25 protein-coding genes are annotated in these 22,589 nt (G+C 61.8%); 14 read left to right on the top strand and 11 right to left on the bottom strand.

Annotated features, from left to right (window positions below):
* Nucleotides 1-7 precede the first annotated feature (7 nt).
* Nucleotides 8-289 (bottom strand): BolA family protein, encoded by a 282-nt coding sequence (locus tag ACQY1J_RS05825; RefSeq protein ID WP_430250914.1) that lies wholly within the window; start codon nt 287-289, stop codon nt 8-10.
* A gap of 116 nt (nt 290-405) precedes the next feature.
* On the opposite strand from ACQY1J_RS05825, the gene ACQY1J_RS05830 reads away from it, so the two are divergent.
* The 4 genes from ACQY1J_RS05830 (at nt 406) to ACQY1J_RS05845 (ending at nt 5,077) form a co-directional block, all read left to right on the top strand.
* Nucleotides 406-1,053 carry a J domain-containing protein gene (locus tag ACQY1J_RS05830; protein ID WP_062461786.1) on the top strand — a complete coding sequence of 216 codons (648 nt, stop codon included), beginning with the start codon at nt 406-408 and terminating at the stop codon, nt 1,051-1,053.
* 62 nt (nt 1,054-1,115) lie between these two features.
* A complete protein-coding gene (gene cobS, locus ACQY1J_RS05835) occupies nt 1,116-2,108 on the top strand; it encodes a cobaltochelatase subunit CobS (protein ID WP_430250915.1) in 993 nt (330 codons plus the stop codon).
* Nucleotides 2,109-2,156: 48 nt separating this feature from the next.
* Complete coding sequence (gene cobT / locus ACQY1J_RS05840) at nt 2,157-4,073, top strand: cobaltochelatase subunit CobT (protein WP_430250916.1); 1,917 nt, start codon at nt 2,157-2,159, stop codon at nt 4,071-4,073.
* A gap of 44 nt (nt 4,074-4,117) precedes the next feature.
* Nucleotides 4,118-5,077, top strand: coding sequence for an esterase-like activity of phytase family protein (locus tag ACQY1J_RS05845; RefSeq protein ID WP_174197236.1), 960 nt, complete (start codon nt 4,118-4,120; stop codon nt 5,075-5,077).
* Nucleotides 5,078-5,109: 32 nt separating this feature from the next.
* Here ACQY1J_RS05845 and ACQY1J_RS05850 read toward each other — a convergent pair whose 3' ends face one another.
* The gene (locus ACQY1J_RS05850) at nt 5,110-5,751 is read right to left on the bottom strand and encodes a queuosine precursor transporter (RefSeq protein WP_430250917.1); all 642 of its coding nucleotides are present in this window, start codon (nt 5,749-5,751) and stop codon (nt 5,110-5,112) included.
* Nucleotides 5,752-5,858: 107 nt separating this feature from the next.
* Complete coding sequence (gene rpmB / locus ACQY1J_RS05855; RefSeq protein ID WP_062461777.1) at nt 5,859-6,161, bottom strand: 50S ribosomal protein L28; 303 nt, start codon at nt 6,159-6,161, stop codon at nt 5,859-5,861.
* A gap of 256 nt (nt 6,162-6,417) precedes the next feature.
* On the opposite strand from rpmB, the gene ACQY1J_RS05860 reads away from it, so the two are divergent.
* The 3 genes from ACQY1J_RS05860 to ACQY1J_RS05870 all read left to right on the top strand — a co-directional run bounded on the left by ACQY1J_RS05860 (nt 6,418) and on the right by ACQY1J_RS05870 (nt 8,539).
* On the top strand, nt 6,418-7,194 hold the full coding sequence (locus ACQY1J_RS05860) for a DUF3108 domain-containing protein (RefSeq protein ID WP_113111780.1): 777 nt from the start codon (nt 6,418-6,420) through the stop codon (nt 7,192-7,194).
* A 28-nt stretch (nt 7,195-7,222) separates the two neighbouring features.
* Nucleotides 7,223-8,107 (top strand): aromatic amino acid exporter YddG, encoded by an 885-nt coding sequence (gene yddG, locus ACQY1J_RS05865; protein WP_174197112.1) that lies wholly within the window; start codon nt 7,223-7,225, stop codon nt 8,105-8,107.
* 306 nt (nt 8,108-8,413) lie between these two features.
* On the top strand, nt 8,414-8,539 hold the full coding sequence (locus ACQY1J_RS05870; RefSeq protein WP_256413811.1) for a hypothetical protein: 126 nt from the start codon (nt 8,414-8,416) through the stop codon (nt 8,537-8,539).
* Between the two features lie 39 nt (nt 8,540-8,578).
* On the opposite strand, the gene ACQY1J_RS05875 is transcribed toward ACQY1J_RS05870, so the two are convergent.
* A complete protein-coding gene (locus ACQY1J_RS05875) occupies nt 8,579-8,995 on the bottom strand; it encodes a cupin domain-containing protein (protein WP_430250918.1) in 417 nt (138 codons plus the stop codon).
* A 4-nt stretch (nt 8,996-8,999) separates the two neighbouring features.
* Nucleotides 9,000-9,770 (bottom strand): hydroxyacylglutathione hydrolase, encoded by a 771-nt coding sequence (gene gloB / locus ACQY1J_RS05880; RefSeq protein ID WP_430250919.1) that lies wholly within the window; start codon nt 9,768-9,770, stop codon nt 9,000-9,002.
* Between the two features lie 88 nt (nt 9,771-9,858).
* Here gloB and ACQY1J_RS05885 point away from each other — a divergent pair, with 88 nt between their 5' ends.
* From ACQY1J_RS05885 to ACQY1J_RS05895, 3 genes are all read left to right on the top strand, one after another.
* Nucleotides 9,859-10,620, top strand: a complete 762-nt coding sequence (locus tag ACQY1J_RS05885; RefSeq protein WP_062461762.1) for a class I SAM-dependent methyltransferase — start codon at nt 9,859-9,861, stop codon at nt 10,618-10,620.
* A gap of 80 nt (nt 10,621-10,700) precedes the next feature.
* Complete coding sequence (gene hisC, locus ACQY1J_RS05890; protein ID WP_430250920.1) at nt 10,701-11,804, top strand: histidinol-phosphate transaminase; 1,104 nt, start codon at nt 10,701-10,703, stop codon at nt 11,802-11,804.
* Nucleotides 11,805-11,823: 19 nt separating this feature from the next.
* Nucleotides 11,824-12,753 carry a prephenate/arogenate dehydrogenase family protein gene (locus tag ACQY1J_RS05895; protein WP_430250921.1) on the top strand — a complete coding sequence of 310 codons (930 nt, stop codon included), beginning with the start codon at nt 11,824-11,826 and terminating at the stop codon, nt 12,751-12,753.
* A 15-nt stretch (nt 12,754-12,768) separates the two neighbouring features.
* On the opposite strand, the gene ACQY1J_RS05900 is transcribed toward ACQY1J_RS05895, so the two are convergent.
* The gene (locus ACQY1J_RS05900; RefSeq protein ID WP_430242036.1) at nt 12,769-13,773 is read right to left on the bottom strand and encodes a DUF2125 domain-containing protein; all 1,005 of its coding nucleotides are present in this window, start codon (nt 13,771-13,773) and stop codon (nt 12,769-12,771) included.
* A 53-nt stretch (nt 13,774-13,826) separates the two neighbouring features.
* Between ACQY1J_RS05900 and ACQY1J_RS05905 the strand changes: the two genes are divergently transcribed.
* Entirely contained in the window at nt 13,827-14,345 is a 519-nt protein-coding gene (locus ACQY1J_RS05905) for a gamma-glutamylcyclotransferase (protein WP_092660949.1), read from the top strand.
* A gap of 10 nt (nt 14,346-14,355) precedes the next feature.
* Here ACQY1J_RS05905 and ACQY1J_RS05910 read toward each other — a convergent pair whose 3' ends face one another.
* The 4 genes from ACQY1J_RS05910 to ftsE form a co-directional block, all read right to left on the bottom strand.
* Complete coding sequence (locus tag ACQY1J_RS05910) at nt 14,356-15,150, bottom strand: lysophospholipid acyltransferase family protein (RefSeq protein WP_174197107.1); 795 nt, start codon at nt 15,148-15,150, stop codon at nt 14,356-14,358.
* 82 nt (nt 15,151-15,232) lie between these two features.
* Nucleotides 15,233-15,967: a YdcF family protein gene (locus ACQY1J_RS05915; RefSeq protein ID WP_062461744.1), complete on the bottom strand. Its 735-nt coding sequence runs from the start codon at nt 15,965-15,967 to the stop codon at nt 15,233-15,235.
* Nucleotides 15,968-16,040: 73 nt separating this feature from the next.
* Nucleotides 16,041-17,117 carry a cell division protein FtsX gene (locus ACQY1J_RS05920; RefSeq protein ID WP_430250922.1) on the bottom strand — a complete coding sequence of 359 codons (1,077 nt, stop codon included), beginning with the start codon at nt 17,115-17,117 and terminating at the stop codon, nt 16,041-16,043.
* Complete coding sequence (ftsE, locus tag ACQY1J_RS05925) at nt 17,110-17,769, bottom strand: cell division ATP-binding protein FtsE (RefSeq protein WP_062461741.1); 660 nt, start codon at nt 17,767-17,769, stop codon at nt 17,110-17,112. Before ftsE ends, ACQY1J_RS05920 begins: the two co-directional genes overlap by 8 nt.
* A 207-nt stretch (nt 17,770-17,976) precedes the next feature.
* Between ftsE and ACQY1J_RS05930 the strand changes: the two genes are divergently transcribed.
* The 3 genes from ACQY1J_RS05930 to ACQY1J_RS05940 all read left to right on the top strand — a co-directional run bounded on the left by ACQY1J_RS05930 (nt 17,977) and on the right by ACQY1J_RS05940 (nt 19,795).
* On the top strand, nt 17,977-18,678 hold the full coding sequence (locus tag ACQY1J_RS05930; RefSeq protein WP_430250924.1) for a hypothetical protein: 702 nt from the start codon (nt 17,977-17,979) through the stop codon (nt 18,676-18,678).
* Between the two features lie 41 nt (nt 18,679-18,719).
* Nucleotides 18,720-19,262, top strand: a complete 543-nt coding sequence (hpt, locus tag ACQY1J_RS05935) for a hypoxanthine phosphoribosyltransferase (RefSeq protein ID WP_092659399.1) — start codon at nt 18,720-18,722, stop codon at nt 19,260-19,262.
* Nucleotides 19,263-19,417: 155 nt separating this feature from the next.
* Complete coding sequence (locus tag ACQY1J_RS05940) at nt 19,418-19,795, top strand: response regulator (protein WP_062462002.1); 378 nt, start codon at nt 19,418-19,420, stop codon at nt 19,793-19,795.
* A 16-nt stretch (nt 19,796-19,811) separates the two neighbouring features.
* Here ACQY1J_RS05940 and ACQY1J_RS05945 read toward each other — a convergent pair whose 3' ends face one another.
* Nucleotides 19,812-22,571 (bottom strand): TIGR02302 family protein, encoded by a 2,760-nt coding sequence (locus ACQY1J_RS05945; protein ID WP_430250925.1) that lies wholly within the window; start codon nt 22,569-22,571, stop codon nt 19,812-19,814.
* Nucleotides 22,572-22,589: the final 18 nt, after the last annotated feature.

Consider the following 22,589-nt stretch of genomic DNA (forward strand, 5'->3'; position numbering starts at 1 on the left):
GTCTCCGCTACCAGCGCGTCGCTTCGCCCGGTGCTGCAGCTTCCACGGCCAGCGCGTGCAGGCCTGCGTCAAGTTCGGGCTTCAGCAGCGCATTCACCGCCCGGTGCCGGTCGAGCCGGCTCTTTCCCGCAAATGCCGGAGACACGATCCGCACCCGCATATGGGTCTCGCCGGTTCCTGTAATATCCGGCTGATGTCCGGCGTGATGCTGGCTTTCGTCGATCACCTCGAGCCGATCGGGGGAAAGGTTGACGCGAAGCGTGGCTTCGATGCGGGCTCTTACGGTCATGTTCGGTTTCCTTTGATGGCAGACAGGGCGACGCAGAGGGGCATCTCAGAAACCAGCAACAAACCGGTTTGTCAATTCTTGTCCCGTCCTGAAGGCGGCCCCATAATAGGAGCCTTATGAAACTCGATTCCAAATATTTCGACCGTATCCGGACGCGCCGGAACAGGCAGCAGGAAACGGCTGCGCAGGCTCCGACCTGCCAGTGGGACGGGTGCGACAAGCCCGGCGCCCACCGCGCGCCCGTGGGTCGAAATGCCGAGGGACAGTTCTTCCTGTTCTGCTTCGAGCATGTGAAGGAATACAACAAGGGTTACAACTATTTCTCCGGCCTGTCGGATGGCGAGATTGCGCGCTACCAGAAGGAGGCGATCACTGGTCATCGCCCCACATGGACAGTTGGCGTCAACAAGGCGGCGAAAGACGGGCCGTTGCATTCGAGCGCGCGCTCGAGTGCGGGCGGTGCCAGCGGAACCGCTTACGCGCAGCAGCGTTTCAAGGATCCGTTCGGGTTCGTTTCTCAGGCCCGGGCGGGCACCGGTGGACGGTTCGAAACGCAGGGACGAAAGCTGAAAACGCTGGAAGCCAAGGCTTTCGATACGCTGGAACTGGCGGCAAACTCGAATTCGACCGATATCAAGCGGCGCTACAAGGAACTGGTCAAGAAGCACCACCCGGATGCCAATGGCGGAGACCGCGGTTCTGAAGACCGTTTTCGCGCTGTCATTCAAGCATACCAGTTGTTGAAGCAGGCGGGTTTCTGCTAAGCCGTAAAAACATATGGCAGCGAGGATGAAGGCCGGGCATTTGCCCGTGCCCTGGAGTTATGATGAGCAAGATCGACTTAGACATTTCCAACCTTCCCGACACCACAGTATCTGTCCGGGAAGTTTTCGGCATTGATACCGATTTGAGGGTTCCGGCCTACAGCCACGGCGACCCTTACGTTCCGGACCTCGATCCGGACTACCTGTTCGACCGCGACACGACGCTCGCTATCCTCGCAGGCTTTGCCCATAACCGCCGCGTCATGGTGTCCGGTTTCCACGGGACCGGCAAATCGACCCATATCGAGCAGGTTGCGGCCCGCCTCAACTGGCCCTGCGTGCGCGTCAACCTCGACAGCCACGTCAGCCGTATCGATCTCGTCGGCAAGGACGCGATCGTCCTGAAGGACGGCAAGCAGGTTACAGAATTCAAGGACGGCATCCTGCCCTGGGCCTACCAGCACAATGTCGCACTTGTGTTCGATGAGTACGATGCAGGCCGTCCCGACGTGATGTTCGTCATCCAGCGCGTGCTGGAATCGTCGGGCCGCCTGACGCTCCTCGACCAGAGCCGCGTCATTCGTCCGCACCCGGCATTCCGCATCTTCTCGACCGCCAACACGGTCGGTCTGGGCGATACGACCGGCCTTTATCACGGCACTCAGCAGATCAACCAGGCACAGATGGACCGCTGGTCGATCGTCACCACGTTGAACTACCTGCCGCACCAGAAGGAAGTCGATATCGTTGCCGCCAAGGTAAAGTCGTTCGGCAAGACGGCTGAAGGTCGCGAAACCGTGTCGAAGATGGTGCGCGTCGCCGATCTGACCCGCTCCGCCTTCATCAACGGCGACCTCTCCACCGTGATGAGCCCGCGTACGGTCATCACCTGGGCCGAGAATGCCGAGATCTTCGGTGATGTCGCCTTTGCCTTCCGCATCACCTTCCTCAACAAGTGCGACGAGCTTGAGCGCACGCTGGTGGCCGAACAGTATCAGCGCGCCTTCGGCGTCGAGCTCAAGGAAAGTGCCGCCAACATGGTTCTCGGCGCTTAACGTCGTCAGGGGCGTGACCTAACGCGCCAAGCGAAGGAAATGCAGGCCATGTCAGGTCGTGGAGACAATTCGAAACCCAAGTCCAGCGGCATGGTCGATACCGAGCCGTTGCGCCGGGCGATCACCGGCTGCGTCCGGTCGATTGCCGGCAATGGCGAGGTCGAGGTGTCGTTCGCCAACGAGCGCCCCGGCCTCGCCGGAGATCGCATTCGTCTGCCTGAAATCTCCAGGCGCCCGACGGCCCATGAGCTTGCCGTTACCCGCGGCCTCGGCGATTCCATGGCGCTGCGGATTGCCTGCCACGATACGGCCGTGCATGCCAATCTGGCACCGCAGGGATCGGATGCGCGCACCGTGTTCGATGCGGTCGAACAGGCCCGGATCGAATCGATCGGCGCGCTGCGAATGACCGGCGTTGCCTCCAACCTCAACTCGATGCATCAGGAAAAATACGCCAAGGCGAATTTTACCGGCGTCGAGCGTCAGGAAGACGCACCGATCGGCGAAGCGATCGCCATGCTGGTTCGCGAGAAGCTGACCGGCGTGAAGCCGCCCGAAAGTGCCGGCAAGGTGCTCGACCTCTGGCGTCCGTTCATCGAGGACAAGGCCTCCGGCGACCTCGACAATCTGAGAAATGTCATCGAGGACCAGCAGGCCTTTTCCAAGGTCGTGCGCCGCATGCTGTCATCCATGCAGATGGCAGAGGATCTCGCTGGCGACGAGAGCGAGCCTGAAGACATCGACAACCAGAACGACGAGGAACAGCCGAGCAGCGGCGAGACCGAGAACGAGGAAGTCGAGGAAGAAGCCGGCTCTGATGCCGCGCCCGCCGAACAGAGCGATGTTGCCGACGACGACATGGACGAAGGCGAGATGGACGGCGCCGAAATGTCGGACGAGGAGATGTCCGACGAAAGCGACGATCACTCCGAGACGCCGGGCGAAACCCGCCGCCCGAACAGCCCGTTCGACGATTTCAACGAGAAGGTGGATTATCACATCTTCACGCAGGAATTCGACGAGGAAATCACTGCCGAAGAGCTGTGTGACGAAGCCGAACTTGAGCGGCTGCGCGCATTCCTCGACAAGCAGCTTGCGCATCTGCAGGGCGCCGTCGGTCGTCTCGCCAACCGGCTGCAGCGCCGCCTGATGGCGCAGCAGAACCGCTCGTGGGATTTCGACCTGGAGGAGGGCTATCTGGATCCGGCCCGTCTCGTGCGTCTGATCATCGACCCGATGCAGCCGCTGTCCTTCAAGAAGGAACGCGATACGCAGTTCCGCGATACGGTCGTGACGCTGGTGATCGATAATTCCGGCTCCATGCGCGGCCGGCCGATCACGGTTGCGGCAACCTGCGCCGACATTCTTGCTCGCACGCTGGAACGCTGCGGCGTGAAGGTGGAGATCCTCGGCTTTACCACCAAAGCCTGGAAGGGCGGCCAGAGCCGCGAGAACTGGCTTGCGAACGGCAAGCCCGCGACGCCGGGCCGTCTCAACGACCTGCGCCACATCGTCTACAAGTCCGCCGATGCACCGTGGCGCCGCTCGCGCCGCAATCTCGGCCTGATGATGCGCGAAGGCCTGCTCAAGGAAAACATCGACGGCGAAGCGCTGATGTGGGCGCATAACCGTCTCATCGCGCGGCCGGAACAGCGCAAGATCCTGATGATGATCTCGGACGGCGCGCCGGTCGACGATTCGACGCTTTCGGTCAACCCGGGCAATTATCTGGAACGGCACCTGCGCGCCGTCATCGAACAGGTCGAGACCAAGTCTCCGGTCGAACTGCTGGCGATCGGCATCGGTCACGATGTGACGCGCTACTATCGCAATGCCGTGACCATCGTCGACGCAGACGAGTTGGCAGGTGCGATGACCGAGCAGTTGGCCGAACTCTTTGCCGATAAGTCGTCGGCACAGGGCGCCCGTGGCGCCCGCGGTGGCCGTATGCGACGGGCAGGCTGAGGGCTTCGGTGAAGTCCTTCCGCGTCGCCGTAGCTGCGGCTCTGATGTCGACTGCACTGGCCGCTCTGCCGGCCGGTGCCGCAGGTCCTGATGTAGAGGCGAGTGTCCATACCATTTCCCGTTTCAAGACGGGCTCTGACGCCACCCGTTTCGGCAAGCTCGAATTTTTGGGCGGGCTGCAGTTCTCCTCAAATGACAGCATGCTGCAATCGCTATCCGCGATCCGATTCCGTCCGGACGGTAAGAGTTTTGTTTCGGTGCTCGATACCGGTCACTGGCTGACCGGGCAGATCGAACGGGATGCGGAGGGCCGTCTCTCGGGTCTCAGCCGCCTGCAGGTGTCGCCACTGCTCTACAGGGGCGGGCGGCCGGGGTCGAAGTTCCATTCGGATGCGGAGGGTCTTGCCCTGCGTAAGGGCGAGGCAATGGTAAGCTTCGAGCAGCTGCACCGCATCGAAACCTATCCGGATCCCGGTTTCGAGGCTTCAGGCCCGACGCGCACCATAGACTTCGTCTTTCCCCGTAGGGAGTTGCGGATGAATGCCGGCATGGAAACGCTGGCACTCTCGCCTGAAGACAGCCCGCTCAAGGGCTCGCTCGTGACGGTCACGGAACACAGCCTCGATCAGAACGGCAACATGTTTGCGGCCATTCTCGAGGGACCGCTGAAGGGCGTTTTCAAGATCGTCCGTCACGACCCCTATGACGCGACCGATGGCGCATTTCTTCCTGATGGCGACTTTCTGTTGCTGGAGCGCCGCTTCAGCTTTCTCGGCGGCCTCGGCATGCGCATCCGCCGCTTCGACGCCGCACAGATCCGTCCGGATGCCCTAATCGACGGTGAAATCCTGCTCGAAGCGGACATGACCTACGCGATCGACAATATGGAAGGTCTCGACGTGATCGAGGCACCCGACGGCCGCCCGCATCTCATCCTCGTCTCCGACGACAACGGCAACTTCCTGCAGCGCAACCTGATGCTGGAATTTCGGCTCGCGGAATAAGAAAGGGGAGCTGCAGGCTCCCCTTGATTATGTCACACGGTCTTTGCAGTGACCTGCGGCATCGGCCGCAACACGGTCATCAGCGCGCCATAGGGCAGCAACAGAACGATGCCGACTAGGATCTTGACCACGAGGTCGCCGAGCGCCCAAGAGACCCAGCGCGGGGCTTCGGTCGAGAGTGCGCCCAGAATCGGAGACCAGCCGACGGCGAAGTCGTCATTGGCGCCGAGGAAGGCGAAGATCGGGGCAAATGCCAGCGAGAAGAACAGCAGCGTATCAAGCGCCGATCCGAGCAGCGAGCCTGCCAGCGGCGCCTGCCACCAGGACTGGCGACGCAGGCGGTTGAACACCGAGATGTCCAGAAGCTGGCCGATCAGATAGGCGGTGCCCGAGGCGATGGCGATGCGTGGAGCGGATGCCCAGAGCGACAGCGTCACGCCGAAGATGAAGCCGACGAGAACCACACGGCGTGCGATTGTCGTTCCGAACTGGCGGTTGGTCAGGTCTGTGACGAGGAAGGCGAAGGGATAGGTGAAAGCGCCCCAGGTCAGGAGATCGCCAAGGGCTACTCCGAAAAGGCCTCCTGTGACAGGGAACTGTACGAGGAAGTTCGAGGCGACGACGACCGCTGCCATCAGCAGGGCATAGATAAGGGTATAGCGTTTCGCTTGCATTTTTTTATCCTGGGGTATGCCACCAGTTGCGGATATGACCATGAGAAAGGGCTTGTCCGGTTATCCGGTCAAGCCCTCTTCAAAGCCGGTGATGTCGAAGGTGCTGATTAAGCAGCAGCAGTCGCTGCTTCTGCAGTCTTCTTGGCAATCTGGCGACGCAGGAGACGAGCGCGCATGGACAGCTCAGTCTCGCTGGACTTCAGAAGGAAAGCGTCGAGACCGCCGCGATGCTCAACGGAGCGAAGCGCGTGAGCGGAAACCCGCAGACGGAAGCGCTGGCCGAGCGAATCGGAGATCAGAGTGACCTGGCACAGGTTCGGCAGGAACCGACGACGGGTCTTGTTGTTGGCATGGCTGACGTTATTGCCGGTCATTACGCCCTTGCCGGTCAGTTCGCATACACGAGACATGGGATACACCTTTGTTCTATTCTGCAATCGGAAGCAATTTCCGGGCAATGCCCGACATGCCGATCCAATTGGTCCTGATTGGAAAGTTGCGGTTCTATAGTCAGTGAGGTCCGGCGCGTCAAGCCAAAACCTTGTGTTTCCGACTCTCAAGGCGTCGCTTGGTGCTTTTGCGGCTGGCGCGTCGCTGTTTTCTTGCCATTATGGTCAGTCACTATCGCCAGGCAAGTCGCTTCCATCTCATCCGTCAGGGCCGTTCATGCTTTCTCGCACATATTTCGCCGTCGCCCTGTCCTCTCTTGTGAGTTTCGGTGCAGCAACGCCTTCGATGGCGGCCGAAACCCGGCAGGTCAGCCATTACAGTATCACGCTCGGGATATTGCCGATCGCGACGGCGAGCTTTTCGAGCGAATTCGACGGCGGCCAGTACAAGATCAACGGAACGTTCAAATCGTCAGGTATCGCCGATATCATCAGCAAGGTTTCGGCGGAAACCAGCGTGACGGGTCGCATCGAGGGCCAGAAGCTGCAGGCTGACCGCTATAATCTTGTCTATAATGTCGGAAAGAGGAAGCGCGTCTACGATATCTCCTACAGCAACGGTAATGTGACCGATACGAAGGTCACCCCGCCGCCGCGTCGCAACCGGGAAAACTGGGTGCCCGTGACGGACAAGGATCTTCGCGCCGTGCTCGACCCGTTGAGCGGCCTGATCTTTCCGGCGGATGCCAAGATCTGCCCGAACCGGTTGCCGATCTATGACGGTGAATCGCGCATGGATCTGGTGCTGTCGCCGATGGGCACCAAGCCGTTTGCGGCGGAAGGGTTCAAGGGAGAGGCCATCGTCTGCTCGATCCGCTACACGCCCAAATCCGGGTTCCGTCGCGGGCGCACCGATATCGAGTATCTTCGCAAGACGCCGATGGAAATCTGGTTTGCCAAGGCCGATGGCGCAAATGTATACGCTCCTGTCTATGCCCGTATCCCGACCAGGATGGGGCCGCTCTACGTGACGGCCGTGAAGATCGGCGATTAGAAGATCGGCTTATGCCGAAGGAGGCATAGTGAAGATCCGGGGGACGCTGATCGGTTTTACGGCCATTCTGATGTGGTCGCTTTTGGCGCTGATGACGGCAGCATCCGGCAAGGTTCCGCCCTTCCAGATGAACGCGATGACGTTTGCGATCGGCAGCCTGCCGGGGCTGATCCTGTTCGCCTTCAGGCCGCAGCGCATCCGGTTGCTCAAACAGCCCGCCAAGGTGTGGATCATCGGGATCGGCGGATTATTCGGCTACCACTTCCTGTACTTCACGGCGCTGCGCAATGCGCCGGCCGTCGAGGCGGGACTGATCGCCTATCTCTGGCCGCTGCTCATCGTCGTTGGCTCGGCGCTTCTGCCGGGCGAGCGGCTGCGCTGGTACCATGTCGCCGGTGCGGTTGCCGGGCTTTGCGGCACGATCGCCATCGTCTCGCGCAACGGCCTGTCGTTCGATGGTGCCTATACGCTGGGTTATGGCACAGCCTTCATCTGCGCCTTCACCTGGGCGGGGTACTCGCTGCTTACCCGCAGCTTCGACCGTGTCTCGACCGACGTGGTGACCGGGTTCTGCCTCGCCACATCGCTATTGTCGCTTGTGTGTCATCTGGCGCTGGAGACCACGATATGGCCGGCGGACGCCAGCCAGTGGGCGGCGGTCGTCGGCCTCGGCCTGCTGCCGGTTGGCGCTGCCTTCTACGCTTGGGATTACGGTGTGAAGAACGGTGATATCCAGGTGATCGGCGCCGCAAGTTATGCCGCGCCGCTGCTCTCGACCTTGATCCTAGTGCTTTCCGGCTTTGCCGAACCGGACTGGCGCATCCTCGCGGCCTGCGTACTGATCACCGGTGGAGCGGTGCTCGCTGCACGTGATATGCTGCGGCCGAAATCGAAAGCTGTCGAAGCGGATTAGCAGCCTGAGCGTCAGGCTTTGGGTGTGTTGCCTGCAACTTATCCGCTAGATTGCCATCGCAACAGCGAGTGATCTGCCGACGATGTCGATCATCCATAACGAACGAACCAAGTACGTCGCCAATTCCTTCGACCGGGCGTCGACGTCCTGTCTCACGGTTGGCGTGTTTGCTCCGATCGCCGCGGCGATCTATGCGCCGTCAGTCTCGACTGGAAACGCTTTTATACTTTCGGTTGTGGGACCCGGTTGGCTTTTTGCCGCCGCTATTCTACATTGGGGAGGCAAGCGTATATTGAGGAAGCTGCTATGACAGGTTTGCAGATATATGCGTTCATCGTTCTTCCGCTCTCGATCGCGGCTTTGGGATGGGCCTATGCCTATTTCACAGTGCGACAGCACGAACGGAAGTATGGCAAGCGCAAGGAAGACTAGGCGCTCCACACCGGTTTGTGCTCGGGTTTGTGCACGCCCTCAACCCGGCTCCCAGCCAGGCGCTGCCATCTCGAAGCTCGCAAACTCGAATCCCGGCGCGACCGTGCAGCCCACCAGCGTGTAGGCGCCGAGTGGTTCTGCTGCCTGCCAGGCATCGGCCGGCACCACGGCTTGAGGCCGCTCGCCGCTGGCCAGATCCACACCGAGCCGGATTTCCTCGACGGTCTTTCCATCCGAGATCTTCAGAAGCAGCGGATCGCCGGCATAATAGTGCCAGACTTCCGCTGCATCGGGCACCCGATGCCAGTGCGATTTCTCGCCGGCTTGAAGCAAGTAGTAGATCGCCGTCGAGGCACCGCGCCCGGTGCCGTCTCCATCGCGAAACGTCTCCGCATACCAGCCGCCTTCCGGGTGGCGCTGCATGCCGAGAGTAGTGATGATCTCTTGCGCAGTCATCGTTTTAGAAATTGTCCTTGCGCTTGCGGATTTCGGCAAACACTTCTTCGTTGGTCTTGCCTTCCATGATCAGGTTGCGCCGGATCGCGGGATCGGCGGGGCGCAGGAAGGGGTTGGTTTCCTTTTCCAGGCCCATCATCGTCGGAATGGTGAACTTTCCGTCGGCGCGCAGGGCCTCGATCTCGGCGGCGCGGGTCTTCAGCCGCTCGTTGTCCGGATCGATCGTCAGCGCGAAACGGGCGTTGGACAGCGTGTATTCATGGCCGAAATAGATCGCCGTTTCATCCGGCAGAACCGCGAGCTTCTGCAGCGACGACCACATGTCGGCGGCGGGCCGCTCGAACAGGCGGCCGCAACCGAGTGCGAACAGCGTGTCGGCGGCAAACAGGATCTTGTCGTCCGGAAAATGGAAGCAGATATGGCCGGCCGTGTGCCCGGGCGTTTCGATGACGCGAACGAGATGGTCGCCGAAATGGAACTCGTCGCCATCTGCGACCGTCCGGTCGAGGCCGGGGATCGCCACCGCCTCGTTGACGGGGCCGATGATCTCCAGTCCGAACTTCTGCTTCAGCACAAGGTTTGCTTCCACGTGGTCGGTGTGGTGATGGGTGGTGAAGATGTGGGTGATCGTCCAGCCACGGCGGGCGGCGGCATCGACGATCGGTTTTTCTTCGGGCGCATCGATCGAAGCGGTCAGTCCGCTTTCCGGGTCATGCACGAGAACGCCGAAATTATCGCTCCGGCAGGAAAAAACTTCGAGTTCCAACGGCTTCATACTGCCTCACCTATTGCTCAAATCCACTTGTGGAACAATGTAGAGACTGGTGCCTTGAAGTCCAACCATCTTCAGCGAGCAATTTATCTTGTCCGTCGATATCGTCGATCTGCGTGAGTTCTATCATTCTGCCCTTGGCCGGTTTGCCGAGCAGTCGATCGTCGTGGCGTTGTCTTCGCTCTGGGCGCGCCTGCCGGAGGAGCGTCTGGTCGGGCTCGGCTATGCGGTCCCCTATCTCGATCACTTCCGGGCCGATACCGAGCGCACCTTCGCCTTCATGCCGGCCGGGCAGGGGGCCGTGAACTGGCCGCCGGGCGAGCTTTCGAGCACGGCTTTGGTGTTCGACGAGGAGTTGCCGCTGCCGGACAGTTCGGTCGATCGCGTGCTGCTGGTGCATTCGCTGGAATTTGCCGAAAACCCGCGCGAGACTCTGAAGGAGATCTGGCGGGTGCTGGCGCCCGGCGGGCGGCTGGTGATCGTCGTTCCCAACAGACGCGGTGTCTGGGCACGAATGGAGCATACGCCTTTCGGCTCCGGCCGGCCCTATTCGCGGGGCCAGTTGACGACGTTGATGCGCGAGACGAACTTTACGCCAGGCGCCAGCGCCGAGGCACTGTTCTTTCCGCCCTCGAAGGCGCGGACGATCATGAAGATGCGTCAGGTGTTCGATCGTATCGGTCGCCGCTTCTGGCCGGTGTTTTCCGGCGTCATCGTGCTGGAGGCGCAAAAGCGGCTGTATCAAGGGTTGCCGGTTGCCGCGCGCGCGTCGAGACGCGTGTTCGTGCCGGTCATGGCACCGCGCGGCGTGCCGACGACGCGGACGCAGCCCGACACGCCGAAAGGCTCTTAAAACCGGCTCGACATTGGGCCTTTTCAGCTTTAATGCCTGAGCATACCCCGCCTACAGGCATTACCGAGAAGGTCCAATCGATGAGCATCGTTGCGAGTGAGCCCGTTCCGCGTCCAGGCATTCTGGATATCGCCGCCTATGTGCCCGGCAAGGATCATGCTCCCGGCGTTGCGCGGGTGTTCAAGCTCTCGTCCAACGAAACACCGCTTGGTGCGAGCCCGGCTGCGATCGAAGCCTTCCGCGAGGCAGCCGGTCACCTCGAACTCTATCCGGATGGCCAGGCTTTGGCGCTGCGCGAAGCGATCGGCTCGGTGCACGGGTTGAACGCTGCCAACATCATCTGCGGCAATGGTTCGGATGAACTGCTCGGCCTGCTTTGCCATGTCTATCTCGGTGCCGGCGACGAGGCGATCATCACCCAGCACGGGTTCCTCGTCTACAAGATCCAGGTCACGGGTGCCGGCGCCAAGGCGATCGAAGTGCCGGAAAAGGATTGCACCGTCGATGTCGACGCGATCCTCGCTGCGGTCACGGACAAGACGAAGATGGTGTTCATCGCCAATCCGGGCAATCCGACCGGTACCTATGTCCCGGTATCCGACATCCGCCGCCTGCATGCCGGCCTGCCGAAAAGCGTCATCCTGGTTCTCGACGCGGCCTATGCGGAATACGTGAAGAAGAATGATTACGAAGCCGGCCTCGAGCTCGTTTCCAACAGCAAGAACGTCGTGATGTGCCGGACCTTCTCGAAGGCCTACGGTCTTGCGGCGCTTCGCATCGGCTGGATGTACGGCCCGGCCGCCATTCTCGATGCGCTCAACCGCGTCCGCGGACCGTTCAACCTGAATGCGCCGGCGATTGCCGCAGGTGCTGCGGCCATCCGCGATCGGGCGTTCGTCGAGAAGGCCGTCGAGCACAACACGCTCTGGCTCGACAAGCTGACCCACGCATTTGAAACGCTCGGGCTCAAGGTCACGCCGTCGGTCACCAATTTTGTGCTGATCCATTTCCCTGATGTGGACGGCAAGCGTGCGCCGGATGCCGATGCCTTCCTCACCAGCCGCGGCTATATCCTGCGGGTCGTCAAGGGCTATGGCCTGCCGAACGCGCTGCGCATGACGATCGGCTCGGAAGAGGCCAATCGCGGCGTTATCGAAACGCTCGGCGAATTTCTGGCACGCTGACAGCAACGGGACCGACATCATGACCCATCCGCAGTTCGATCGGATCGCTCTGATCGGCATCGGCCTGATCGGCTCATCTATTGCGCGCGACGTGAAGGAGCTCGGGCTCGCCAATCACGTCGTCATCTCGACACGCAGCGCCGACACGCTGAAGCGGGCCGAAGAGCTGGAGCTTGGCACAGAATACAACGCGTCTGCAGCCGACGCGGTGAAGGATGCCGACCTCGTTATCGTCTCCGTTCCTGTCGGTGCGTCCGAAACGGTTGCCAAGCAGATCGCGGGCAGCCTGAAGCCGGGTGCCATCGTCACCGATGTCGGCTCGACCAAAGCTTCGGTCATCGCGCAGATGGCGCCGCATATGCCTGATGGCGTGCATTTCATTCCCGGTCACCCGCTGGCCGGGACCGAGAAGTCCGGTCCGGATGCGGGGTTTCCCGGCCTGTTTCGCGATCGCTGGTGCATCTTCACGCCGCTGCCGGACACAGATCAGGCGGCGCTCGACCAGTTGAAGGCCTTCTGGGTAGCGCTCGGCTCGCGCATCGACGAGATGGATCCCGAACACCACGACAAGGTGCTCGCGATCGTTTCCCACCTGCCGCATATCATCGCCTACAATATCGTCGGCACGGCGGATGATCTGGAAACAGTCACCGAATCGGAAGTCATCAAGTATTCCGCCTCCGGTTTCCGCGATTTCACGCGTCTTGCGGCCTCCGATCCCACCATGTGGCGGGACGTCTGCCTGCACAACAAGGATGCGATCCTGGAAATGCTGGCCCGGTTTTCGGAAGATCTGGCCTACCTGCAGCGCGCGATCCGCTGGGGCGAGGGCGACAAGCTGTTCGAACTGTTCAGCCGCACCCGCACCATCCGCCGCTCCATCGTTCAGGCCGGCCAGGATGTGGACGCGCCGGACTTCGGCCGGCACGCACTGGATGTGAAGAAATAAGCAGGCCTCTCGGCCTCAGATCCGCGGAATTTCGCCGATCTGGATCAGCCCGCCCGCCAGAACTTTGCCGCGCCGGATGGTGATGTCGAGTGAGGCATTTTCACCACCTCCAAGCGCTGCCAGCATGTTTGCCGCGGTCTTGATGGTCGATGCGAGATCCGGAAACACTTCGCCGAGGCTCTGCTGCCACGCGTCGATCTTTTCCACGCGCAGTTTGAGCTTGCCTGACATGCGCCCTTCGTCATCGAAGGAGAAGGGGCCGGAGATAGTGGCAACCCGTCCCTCGCCGAGATCGGCCTTCAGGGAACGAAGCTCGCCCTTGGTATTGTAGAGTGCTGTACCGTTCGGATCGCTGCCGTCAATCATGCCGGCGCGACCGGCAAGCGTCACGTCCACGAGAGCGTTGAGCTTGGGCAGAAGCTCTGCCATGCCCTCGGCTGTCGTCGAGGTGCCGTCGAGCGAGATCGCGGCATCGAGATCGTCGCCGTTCTGGCGCAGGTGGATTTCCGTCCGGTCGGTGGTGATGTCGAAGGGCTGGGTGTTTGCCGCGGAAACGACGCTTGCGCGCGAGCCCTCGATGACCATCGACGCCCGCTCGACGCCTTTCAGCTTGGCAGCGATACTGGATTGCAGCGATTTCCAGGTGGTGGATACGGAGAAGCCATGGCTGGTGCGGACTTCAGAGGGTGCGTCGAGTTCCCAGACGATGTGACCAGGCGCATAGACCTGGGCTGCCGAGCGCAAAGCGCCGAACGTGCCCGAAATGCCGTTTTCACGGTCATCCACCGTCACCTTGGAGCAGAACAGGCCTATACGGAAAGGATAGCCGCGATATTCGGCATCGGTGCATTCGGCGACGATGCCGCGCTTCTGCTGGCTACCCAGCAGTGCCAGCGTGTTCTGTTTCAGAACCGATGCGGCATAGAACCAGCCTGCCGTATAAAGGGCTATCGCCAGAATGACGGCACTCGCCAGGATCCATAGTTTTCTGCTGACGCCGCTTCGGCTTGACGCTGCCATGTTGTTCTCCCAAAGGTCTTTTCGCAAATCTCGATGACGGCATGGCGTGCGATATGGACGAATTTTGGGTGTTTGGCTACGGATCGCTGATGTGGAACCCGGGCTTTCCGTTCGAAGAGAAGGCGCAGGCCCGCGTTTACGGCTTTCGCCGGTCGCTGTGCATCTGGTCGACAGTGCACCGTGGAACGCCGGATCGTCCGGGTCTGGTCATGGGGCTCGATCGTGGCGGATCGTGCAGGGGCGCGGCCTTCCGGGTAGCTGGCGGCGAATGGGACGATGCGATCGAGTATCTGCGTCGTCGCGAACTTGTCACCAATGTCTATCTCGAAAAGATCGTGCCGATCACGCTGATGGACGGGCGGCAGGTGAAGGCCGTCACCTATGTCGTCGATCGTTCGCACCGGCAATATGCCGGTGCGATGGATGTCGAGAAAGCAGCTGGCATCGTGCGTCACGCGGCCGGCCAGTCCGGCCCCAACGATGCCTATGTGTTCAACACCGTCGAGCATCTCGCCCAGATCGGTATTCGCGACCTGTGGCTGGAAGGGGTTGCCGCAGCGCTTGCGGCCTGAAGTTCCCCGCTCAAACCGGCGTTTGTTGCGCTTTCAGTTCCGCCAGACGTTTCGACGCCGTCGGAGGCAGCGGCACATGCGGGTTCGCCGCAACGGTCTCGACCAGCAGCTGATCGCTTGCCGTTTCCAGCGTTTCGATCAGGTGCTTGTAGAAGGCATCCGGCTGCATTCCCGGCTGGATGGCCGGCAGGATCCGGACCTTGAAATGGCCCGGATATTTCACCAGCTTGCGGCGTCCCCAGAACAGCCCCCAATGGGCGACGACCGGGACGACCGGAACCTTCGCATCGCGATAGATGCGGGCAATGCCGTAGCGATAGTCCGGCTCGGCGCCAGGCGAGCGACGGGTTCCCTCAGGGTAGATGATCAGCTGGCGGCCGCTTTCCATCTCTTCCTTGGTGCGCTTCATCACCTCGACCATGACCTTGCCGCGGGCACCGCGATTGACCGGGATCATCCGCTGCCTGGCCAGATACCATCCGAACAGCGGGATCCACAGAAGCTCGCGCTTCAGGATATAGACCGGGTCGGGATAGTGGGGCATCAGCGCAAAGGTGTCCCACACAGACTGGTGCTTGGGCGTAAAGATGCAGCCGCCTTCCGGAATATTCTCGAGCCCCTCGATTTCGAAGGTCGCGCCGACAATCTTGCCCATCAACCAGTTGCTGGATGAAGCCCAGCCCTTGGGGACGCTGAAGGCGGCCTTTCGCGAAGCCAGGAAGTAGTAGGGAGCAAACACGATCATCCGCAGGATCATGTTGGCGTAGAAGGCGGTATTGAACACGACGGAGCGGATGAGAAGCATGGAGCGGGCTTTCTTGCAGACTGCCCGTTGCCTACACGAGAACTCGAGCGGACAAAAGCGCGAGATCGACGGCCTGCTCAGATCAGGGAGATTTTTTCGGCACCGACCCGGTCGAATCGCCGTCGGTTCGGAGGCCGCTGCCCTTCTGCATGCCCACCCAGTCGCGAATGGTTGCCAGCACCACCTTGACGTATTCCGACAGCATCGTGCGCAGCGTATCCGGCTCGGCGAACCAGGCGCGGCGGGCGAGATCTGCATTGATGACCGGATAGGGAATGAATTCCGTCGCGGGATCGGCGCGGCGCAGTTCGTGCAGACTGCGCAGCATGTGGTAGTTGTTGGTCACGACGAGCACGGATTTGTAGTCTTTGTCGTGGATCCAGCGGGAGATCTCGTTGGCATTGCCGATTGTATCGATCGCATCATAGCCGATATCGACGCAGCACTTGAAAAGGTCGGGCGAGGCCTGCGTGACCTTGCGGATCTGCGTTGGCGTGGTGGATGGATGCGCGCCGGAAATCAGAAGCCGCCTGCCGGCCCCGTCGCGCAGCAGACCGAGCGCCTGTTCTATGCGCAGATATCCACCTGTCAGAACAACGATTGCATCGGCCTTGACGCCATCGGGCGCTCGCAACGATGTGACCGCGTCCGCGAACCAGAGGAAACCGCCGACGACGATCGCAACGCAGATGAACGCCACCATGACGATCCGTCTTGCTATTCGTCTAAACGTGCTCCGGCGCGAGAGCAAAGCCCTTCGTCTCCGGTCCGAAGTCCGGTCGTCCGTCACATCGGGAGGGGTCTGGCCGAGTGTCATGATTTCGTTGATAGACCTAGATTTCGTTGTCGCCTAGCCCCACAACGGGTTCACTTCAAAAAACACGTGCGGGTTATGATTTCGGCGCGCCATCCGCCCGTGCCGGATCGGAGCGGATCAGGTCGATCTCGTCGATGGTTTTCATCACCGTCAGGCGGGCGGTCAGCGTCGTCAGAAGGGCGATCACCAGGATCGTCGCGAAGATCCCGAGATAGCCGCCGAAGCCGATCGTGAAGGATCCGAACAAGGCGGTCGCCTGCTCGCTCTGGGGCGTCGCGCGCGAATGCGACTGCCACAGATTGGCGGCCGCAAACAGCAGTGCCGCCAGCGCGCCGCCGGCTGCCGATCCCTTGATGCTGATCTTCAGGAAATGCTTCTGGAATTCGCGGGCGACGAAACCGCTTTCGGCGCCGACGAAATGCAGGACTTCGATGATATGCCGGTTGCCGGACAGGGCGCCGCGGGTGGCAAACACGACGGTCAGGATCATCGCGGTAAAGACGAGGATCAGCACACCCATGCCGATCAGCACCGTGGTGCGCGCCATCGAGACCAGCCGGTCCACCCAGGTACGGTGGTCATCGAGAAAGGCTTGCGGCACCTCGGTCTTCAGGAGGTCGCGCATGGCTGCGAAATCGGGCGGGTTCTGCTCGTCGATCGTGATGATCACCAGCCGCGGCACGGGCAGGTCGGCAAGGTCGAGGCCGGTGCCGAGCCAAGGTTCCAGCAGCCGCGCGGTGGCGCTGTCATCCATGATCGTGCCGTCCCGGGTGCCGACAAAGGTCAGTGCGACATCGCGCGCCTTCTTCAGCGCCGCATCCATGTCGAGGCCATCGTCCGGCTTGATCTGGATGGTGATTTCGCGGGCGATCTCGCTCTGCCAGCCGGCCGCGGTGGCGCGAACCATGCTGACCCCGCCGAGCGTCAGGCATGCGAGGAAGGCCATGATGGCGATCACCACCATCAGCGCATTGCCCTGGATATTGGAGGGAGGCAGGATCGGGGCTGTCGGGCGCACCCGCATCGAGGCGCGGCGCGGACCCTGGTCGGTCGCTGTCTCGGCGCCTTTCTCCTGCCAAGCGTTTGCCGGTGCCGGGGCTTTCTCCGTCTTAGCCGGTTTGGTCTTCTTGGGAGGGCGCGGCTCATTCATAGATATCGAGCCGCCCTTCGGTGAGGATCATCCGCCGTGCATCGACCTGATCCATCAGCGCCAGATCGTGCGTCGCGATGACGACGGCGGTGCCGAGCCGGTTGAGCTCGAGGAACAGGCTGAGCAGCCGGCGGGCCATGGGCGGGTCGACGTTGCCGGTGGGTTCGTCGGCGAGCAGTATTTCCGGCCGGTCCATCAGGGCACGGGCAATCGCCGCACGCTGCTTTTCGCCGCCGGACAGGACGGCCGGCAGCACATTGATGCGCTCGCCGAGGCCGACCCATTTGAGGAGCTCGATCACGTCATTGCGATAGGACGCCTCGTCCTTGCCGCGCACCCGAAGCGGCAGGGCGACGTTCTCATAGGTGGTCAGATGGTCGAGCAGGCGAAAGTCCTGATAGACGATGCCGATTCGCCGGCGCAGCATCGGCAGCTCGCTCCGCGGGATCTGCGACAGCTCGCGGCCGAACATGCGGATGATGCCGCGGGTGGGGTAGAGTGAGGTGAAAAGCAGACGCAGAAGCGTCGTCTTGCCGGCACCCGATGGGCCGGTCAGGAACTGAAATGACCGTTTCGGGATGTCGAACGTCATGTCCCGGAGAATCTCCGGGCCCATGCCGTATCGCAACCCAACATTTTCGAAATGAATCAACGGAAGACCAAATCCCTGAACCCTTCAGATTCGCACCTGACCATCTCTTAACGATGAAGGTAAACGAAAGGTAAAGCGCCGGTCAAAAAGGGCTTATTTCGGGCGCTGTTTGCAAACGGTTAACCAATCGAATTTACGACTAGGGGGGATTCGTTTCAATGGCCGCCTCTTTCGATATCGGGGGACAAGCGGCGCCGAAGAGGTCCGATGAACACGTTCAGCAGCCGCGCCGGCAAGACGATTGTCCGCATGGACATCCTGCCGCCCGAAATCACAACAGGCCCCAAGGGCCGGGTGAAGGCGCGTGGTCCCGTGGTGGATGCGCAGTTCGTGCCCGTGACTGATGGCGGGTGGCAGCGGTCCAGACCGCGTTCGCACAACGACAATTCAGACAACAGGACCAAGAACCGAGCGACCGGTAAGCCTGCAGAGAGGGTGAGGTCCGGTGCTCCGTCCTCGGTGCCGAATGGCTTCGTCGGCAAGGTCGAGCGCGTGCTGAATACGCTTTCGGCCGATCTGTTCTGCGCTCTTGTGGCTGCCGCTTTCGTGCTGGTGTTTGCGAGTGCCGGTGGCTTCTCGTTCCTGTTCAACGACAGCGGAGAAGCCCAAGCCGAGCCATCGCTCGATATTACTCACATCACCATGACGCCACGCGATGCGGATGGCATGCGGGTTCTACTGATCAACGGAATCGTCGAGAACCGGACCAGTGACGCAAAGACCATGCCCGCGATCCGGGCCGAATTCATGGCCGGCGACACGCTGGTCGCCTCGACGTTGATTGCCCCGCCGGCTTCCGCCATTGCTGCCGGCCACAGCCGCGGGTTTTCTGCGCGGGTGCCGCATCCCGGCGGAAAACTCCCGGATTTGCGCCTGACCTTTGCGGAACGGGATGCGTCCCGCCTCTGATTGTGCTATCGCGGCGCTTCCGATCTATCAGGAGTATCCGTATGCCCGTCGTCCGCGGCAAAAACATCGAGCCGCTTTTCACTGCCGAACAGATCGCCGTGCGCAATCACCAAATCGCAGCGCAGATCGCGACCGGTCCCACGAAGGATCTGCTCGTCATCGCCGTCCTCAAGGGCTCGTTCATTTTCGCAGCGGATCTTCTGCGCGCGCTGCATGAGACGGGCCTTGCACCGGAAGTGGAGTTCATCACACTTTCGAGCTACGGCACCGGCACGGTCTCGCAGGGCGTTCGCATCGTCAAGGATATCGACAGCGACGTGAAGGACCGCGATGTTCTTCTGATCGACGACATCCTGGAATCCGGCCGCACGCTGAAATTCGCCAAGGAACTGCTCTATGAGCGCGGCGCCCGCCATGTTTCGCTGGCCGTTCTTCTCGACAAGAAGGTGAAGCGCAAGGAAGAGCTTGAGGCGGATTACGTCGGCTTCGAATGCCCCGACTACTTCGTCGTCGGCTACGGCATGGACGTCGCCTACGCGTTCCGCGAACTGCCTTTCGTCGGCGTCGTGACTGGCGACGCGTGAGTTGATTTTGGTTCGGATGGGGGCAGAAATCTGCCGCCATCCGGTCGCAAGGTGTTAACCATGGCGCGGTTTGAGCCTCGCCTGTTTACTCCTCGACAACCAAACTCTGGTGAATTGCTCCCGGATTGATACACAAAATGGGAGCGATGATCGCTATGGCCAAGATCCTTATTACCGAGGATGAACACACGTTGCGCATGTTTGTTGCGCGCGCTCTCCGGATGGATGGCCATGAGACGCATGAGGCCGGCGATGGCGCCGAAGGCCTTGAAAAGCTCGAGCAGGGCGCGTTCGATCTTCTGCTTTCCGATATCCGAATGCCTGTCATGGATGGCATTGCGCTGGCGCACGAAGCCGCCGCCCAGTATCCCGACATGAAGATCCTGCTGATGACCGGCTATGCCGAACAGCGCGAACGCGCCGATGACCTGTCGTCGAAGATCGTCGATGTGGTGCAGAAGCCTTTCGCATTGCCGGAGATCCGCAAGGCTGTCGCCATGGCGCTTGCCGTGCAGACTTCCTGCGCGGCCTGATCTCTCGCAGGTGGATTTAGCGGATCTCGAGCAGCCGCTCGAGATACTGACGCTCGGCATCGCCAGACAGGGTGTTGCCCAGCTTCTCGCGGATCGCATCGAGGATCTCGCGGGCGCGCTGCACGTCGATTTCGTCGGGCACCTTCACCTGATCGCCAAAGTCCGGACCTGACGTCGCACGCGGGCGCCCTAGGGGATCGCGACCGTTCTGGCCGCCCTGGTTGGCCATGCCCTGTCCCTGGCCGTCCTGCTGGCCTTCGCCTTGGCCCTGGCCCTGCTGCATCGCCTGCATCATCTGCTGCATCATGCTCTGGGCGCCTTGGCGAAGCGCGTTAAGTGCGTTGCCCTGGCCCTCGACAGCCTGGTCGCCCTGGCCGTCACCGAGCGCCTTGCCGGCGCTGCCCATTTCACTCTGGGCTTCCCCGAAGCCTTGGCCGGGATCCATGCCCATGCCCTTCAGGGCCTGCTGCAGCTCACCCAGCTGTTTGCCGAGGCCTTCCTGCTGTGCACGCAGGTTCTTCAGCGCCTCACGCAGCTGTTCGGCGGTCATCTGTTCGGTATTCTGTTCGCCGCCTTGGCCCTGCTGGCCCTGACCCTGCTGACCTTGCTGGCCCTGCTGGCCCTGCTGACCTTGTTGGCCCTGCTGACCGTTCTGGCTCTGCTGCTGCTCACCCTGTTCGCCGCCCTGCTGCTGGGGGTCGCCGCGCTGCATGCGGTCGCGCAAGGCCTGGTCCAGCTTGAAGGTCTGGTCCATCAGCCGCTGCTGTTCCTGCATGATCTGGCCGAGCTTGTCGATCTGCTGGCGCATCTGGCTGTTTTGCTGCTGCTGCTGGCCCTGCTGACCGCGCTGCGGGCGTCCGGCCTGCAGGTTGTTCATCATCCGCTGCATCTGCGACAGCATTTCCTTGGCAGCGTCACGATTGCCTGAACGAGCGAGGTTTTCGATCTGATCCATCATGTTCTGCAAGTCGCGCTGGCGGATGACATTCTGCGCCTGCATGTTCTGCTGGCCCTGCGGCGCGTTCTGCATGCGCTGGGCGAGCTCGCTCATGAACTGCTGCATCGCCTCGCGCAATTCCTTCATCAGGGCCGCGATTTCCTCGTCGCCGGCGCCTTTTTCGAGCGCGTCGGAGAGATTGCGCTGGGCATCGCGCAAACGGCGTTCGGCAGCCGAGAGATCGCCGTCCTCGATGCCGAGCGCGATTTCCCACAGGTAGTCGGCGGCGTCCTTCAGCTGTTCCTCGTTGCGGGCAATCTTCATACGCTCGCGGGCCGACCGGATTGCCAGGAAGTGGCCAAGGTTCGGAATGGTCTCGTCGGGACGGATCGCCAGCGCGTCGTTGAGCTCGATCGCGCGCGGCACCTGGCGCGTGTCGAGCGCAAAAACCTGGCGCTGTTCGGCAACGGCGGCCGCCAGCGGTTCCGAGAAGCCGCGGCCCGGCATTACCATTTCATGGGCGGGGCTGCGGCCGGTCTGGCCCGCGCCGTCCTTGGCAATCAACGTAATCCTGACCCGCTTTCCGGCCAGCGGATGCTCGACCAGGCTGCGGCTGGTCAGGGCCTTCACCTCCTGGCCGCGGTTCTGGCGCGGCAGGTCGAGGCGGTATTCTGGCGCCGGGTAAAGCGGCGTGGCCGCCGGGTCGACAGGGCCGACAGGCTCGATCAGCGCATGGGCTTCCCGAATGCCGTAATCATCCTTGCCGCGGAAACCGATTTCCAGCGCGCCATTGACGGACCGCTTCGGCTGGCCGTCGAAGGCGATCTCCGGCGGCCGGTCGGGAATGACGTCGAAGGTCCATGTCTGGCCGTTGACTGTGAGCTCGCCGCTTTCGTCCACGTTGAACGCATAGCTGCGCGGCGGCACTGTCTGTGCAGTCTGGGGCTCACTTACAGGAGCCTGTGGCTTGGCCTGCTGGCCCTCGGGCGTTGGGGAGTTACCCTGTGCCTGCTTGCTCGCCTCTTCAGCCGACTTGCGCGCTTCTTCGGTGATCAGCGTCAGGGGCTCACCGCCGGATTTCGGCGTGAAGACAACCGCTTCCTCGCCTTCGCCACCGGTTACGCGCACGGTCAGGCCGGAATTTTGCGGCACGGATGCGGTGTTGCTGGCAGCATCGCGGCCGGTCAGGAATATCGGGGCGCGGCCGGTGTAGGATGGTGGTGTCAGCCAGGCGTCGATGCGAAGGTCCGGGTTGGTGCTTGCAGCCAGTGGTGCCGGGCGGAAGGCGTCCGCTGGCGAACCGCCACCGTTCGAGAAGGAATAGCCGAGCGCCACGGCAAACACGAGCGCCGGTACGGCGCGCAGCGCGAACCGGTCATGGCTGGCAATATCGGGCCGCGGCATGCCCGTATCGAGCGCCGCGATCCGCTCGGCCATGCGGATCTGGTGTTCTTTCCAGAGCGCGCGGGCAAACGGTGTCTCGAATGCCGGCTGGTCTTCCTGCACGGCGACGGGCTGGTGGGGCAGGCCATTGCGCTCTTCCAGCAACCGGTCCGCATCGGCAGCATCGGGCCAGCGAAGCCCCGCCAAGGGAAGGAGAGAGGTCAGGAACGCAAAGGTGAAAAACCCGAGCAGGATCCAGCGCAGCAGATCAGGCGTGACGCGGAAGAGGCCGAACCAGGAGACGGAGAAAAACAGGGCGACGACCGCGAGCGGGGCCAGAAGCTTCGGCAGAAGGCGTTCTGAAAACAGCACGAAACGGGCAAACGACCGTTTCAGCGCGACGCGTCTTGCGAGCGCCGGATGTGTTTCGAAAGCACCTTTGCGGATCAAGCTCATGCGGTCCGTCTCCGATCG

The organism is Neorhizobium sp. DAR64860/K0K1, assembly GCF_050500205.1.
GTDB classification, from domain to species: domain Bacteria; phylum Pseudomonadota; class Alphaproteobacteria; order Rhizobiales; family Rhizobiaceae; genus Neorhizobium; species Neorhizobium soli.

Bases quoted from the DNA above. Each gene is read 5' to 3' on its own strand.
- ACQY1J_RS05825 (WP_430250914.1), bottom strand. From the start codon at position 289: ATGACCGTAAGAGCCCGCATCGAAGCCACGCTTCGCGTCAACCTTTCC.
- ACQY1J_RS05830 (WP_062461786.1), top strand. From the start codon at position 406: ATGAAACTCGATTCCAAATATTTCGACCGTATCCGGACGCGCCGGAAC.
- cobS (WP_430250915.1), top strand. From the start codon at position 1,116: ATGAGCAAGATCGACTTAGACATTTCCAACCTTCCCGACACCACAGTA.
- cobT (WP_430250916.1), top strand. From the start codon at position 2,157: ATGTCAGGTCGTGGAGACAATTCGAAACCCAAGTCCAGCGGCATGGTC.
- ACQY1J_RS05845 (WP_174197236.1), top strand. From the start codon at position 4,118: ATGTCGACTGCACTGGCCGCTCTGCCGGCCGGTGCCGCAGGTCCTGAT.
- ACQY1J_RS05850 (WP_430250917.1), bottom strand. From the start codon at position 5,751: ATGCAAGCGAAACGCTATACCCTTATCTATGCCCTGCTGATGGCAGCG.
- rpmB (WP_062461777.1), bottom strand. From the start codon at position 6,161: ATGTCTCGTGTATGCGAACTGACCGGCAAGGGCGTAATGACCGGCAAT.
- ACQY1J_RS05860 (WP_113111780.1), top strand. From the start codon at position 6,418: ATGCTTTCTCGCACATATTTCGCCGTCGCCCTGTCCTCTCTTGTGAGT.
- ACQY1J_RS05870 (WP_256413811.1), top strand. From the start codon at position 8,414: ATGACAGGTTTGCAGATATATGCGTTCATCGTTCTTCCGCTCTCGATC.
- ACQY1J_RS05875 (WP_430250918.1), bottom strand. From the start codon at position 8,995: ATGACTGCGCAAGAGATCATCACTACTCTCGGCATGCAGCGCCACCCG.
- gloB (WP_430250919.1), bottom strand. From the start codon at position 9,770: ATGAAGCCGTTGGAACTCGAAGTTTTTTCCTGCCGGAGCGATAATTTC.
- hisC (WP_430250920.1), top strand. From the start codon at position 10,701: ATGAGCATCGTTGCGAGTGAGCCCGTTCCGCGTCCAGGCATTCTGGAT.
- ACQY1J_RS05895 (WP_430250921.1), top strand. From the start codon at position 11,824: ATGACCCATCCGCAGTTCGATCGGATCGCTCTGATCGGCATCGGCCTG.
- ACQY1J_RS05900 (WP_430242036.1), bottom strand. From the start codon at position 13,773: ATGGCAGCGTCAAGCCGAAGCGGCGTCAGCAGAAAACTATGGATCCTG.
- ACQY1J_RS05905 (WP_092660949.1), top strand. From the start codon at position 13,827: ATGGACGAATTTTGGGTGTTTGGCTACGGATCGCTGATGTGGAACCCG.
- ACQY1J_RS05910 (WP_174197107.1), bottom strand. From the start codon at position 15,150: ATGCTTCTCATCCGCTCCGTCGTGTTCAATACCGCCTTCTACGCCAAC.
- ACQY1J_RS05915 (WP_062461744.1), bottom strand. From the start codon at position 15,967: ATGACACTCGGCCAGACCCCTCCCGATGTGACGGACGACCGGACTTCG.
- ACQY1J_RS05920 (WP_430250922.1), bottom strand. From the start codon at position 17,117: ATGAATGAGCCGCGCCCTCCCAAGAAGACCAAACCGGCTAAGACGGAG.
- ACQY1J_RS05930 (WP_430250924.1), top strand. From the start codon at position 17,977: ATGAACACGTTCAGCAGCCGCGCCGGCAAGACGATTGTCCGCATGGAC.
- hpt (WP_092659399.1), top strand. From the start codon at position 18,720: ATGCCCGTCGTCCGCGGCAAAAACATCGAGCCGCTTTTCACTGCCGAA.
- ACQY1J_RS05940 (WP_062462002.1), top strand. From the start codon at position 19,418: ATGGCCAAGATCCTTATTACCGAGGATGAACACACGTTGCGCATGTTT.
- ACQY1J_RS05945 (WP_430250925.1), bottom strand. From the start codon at position 22,571: ATGAGCTTGATCCGCAAAGGTGCTTTCGAAACACATCCGGCGCTCGCA.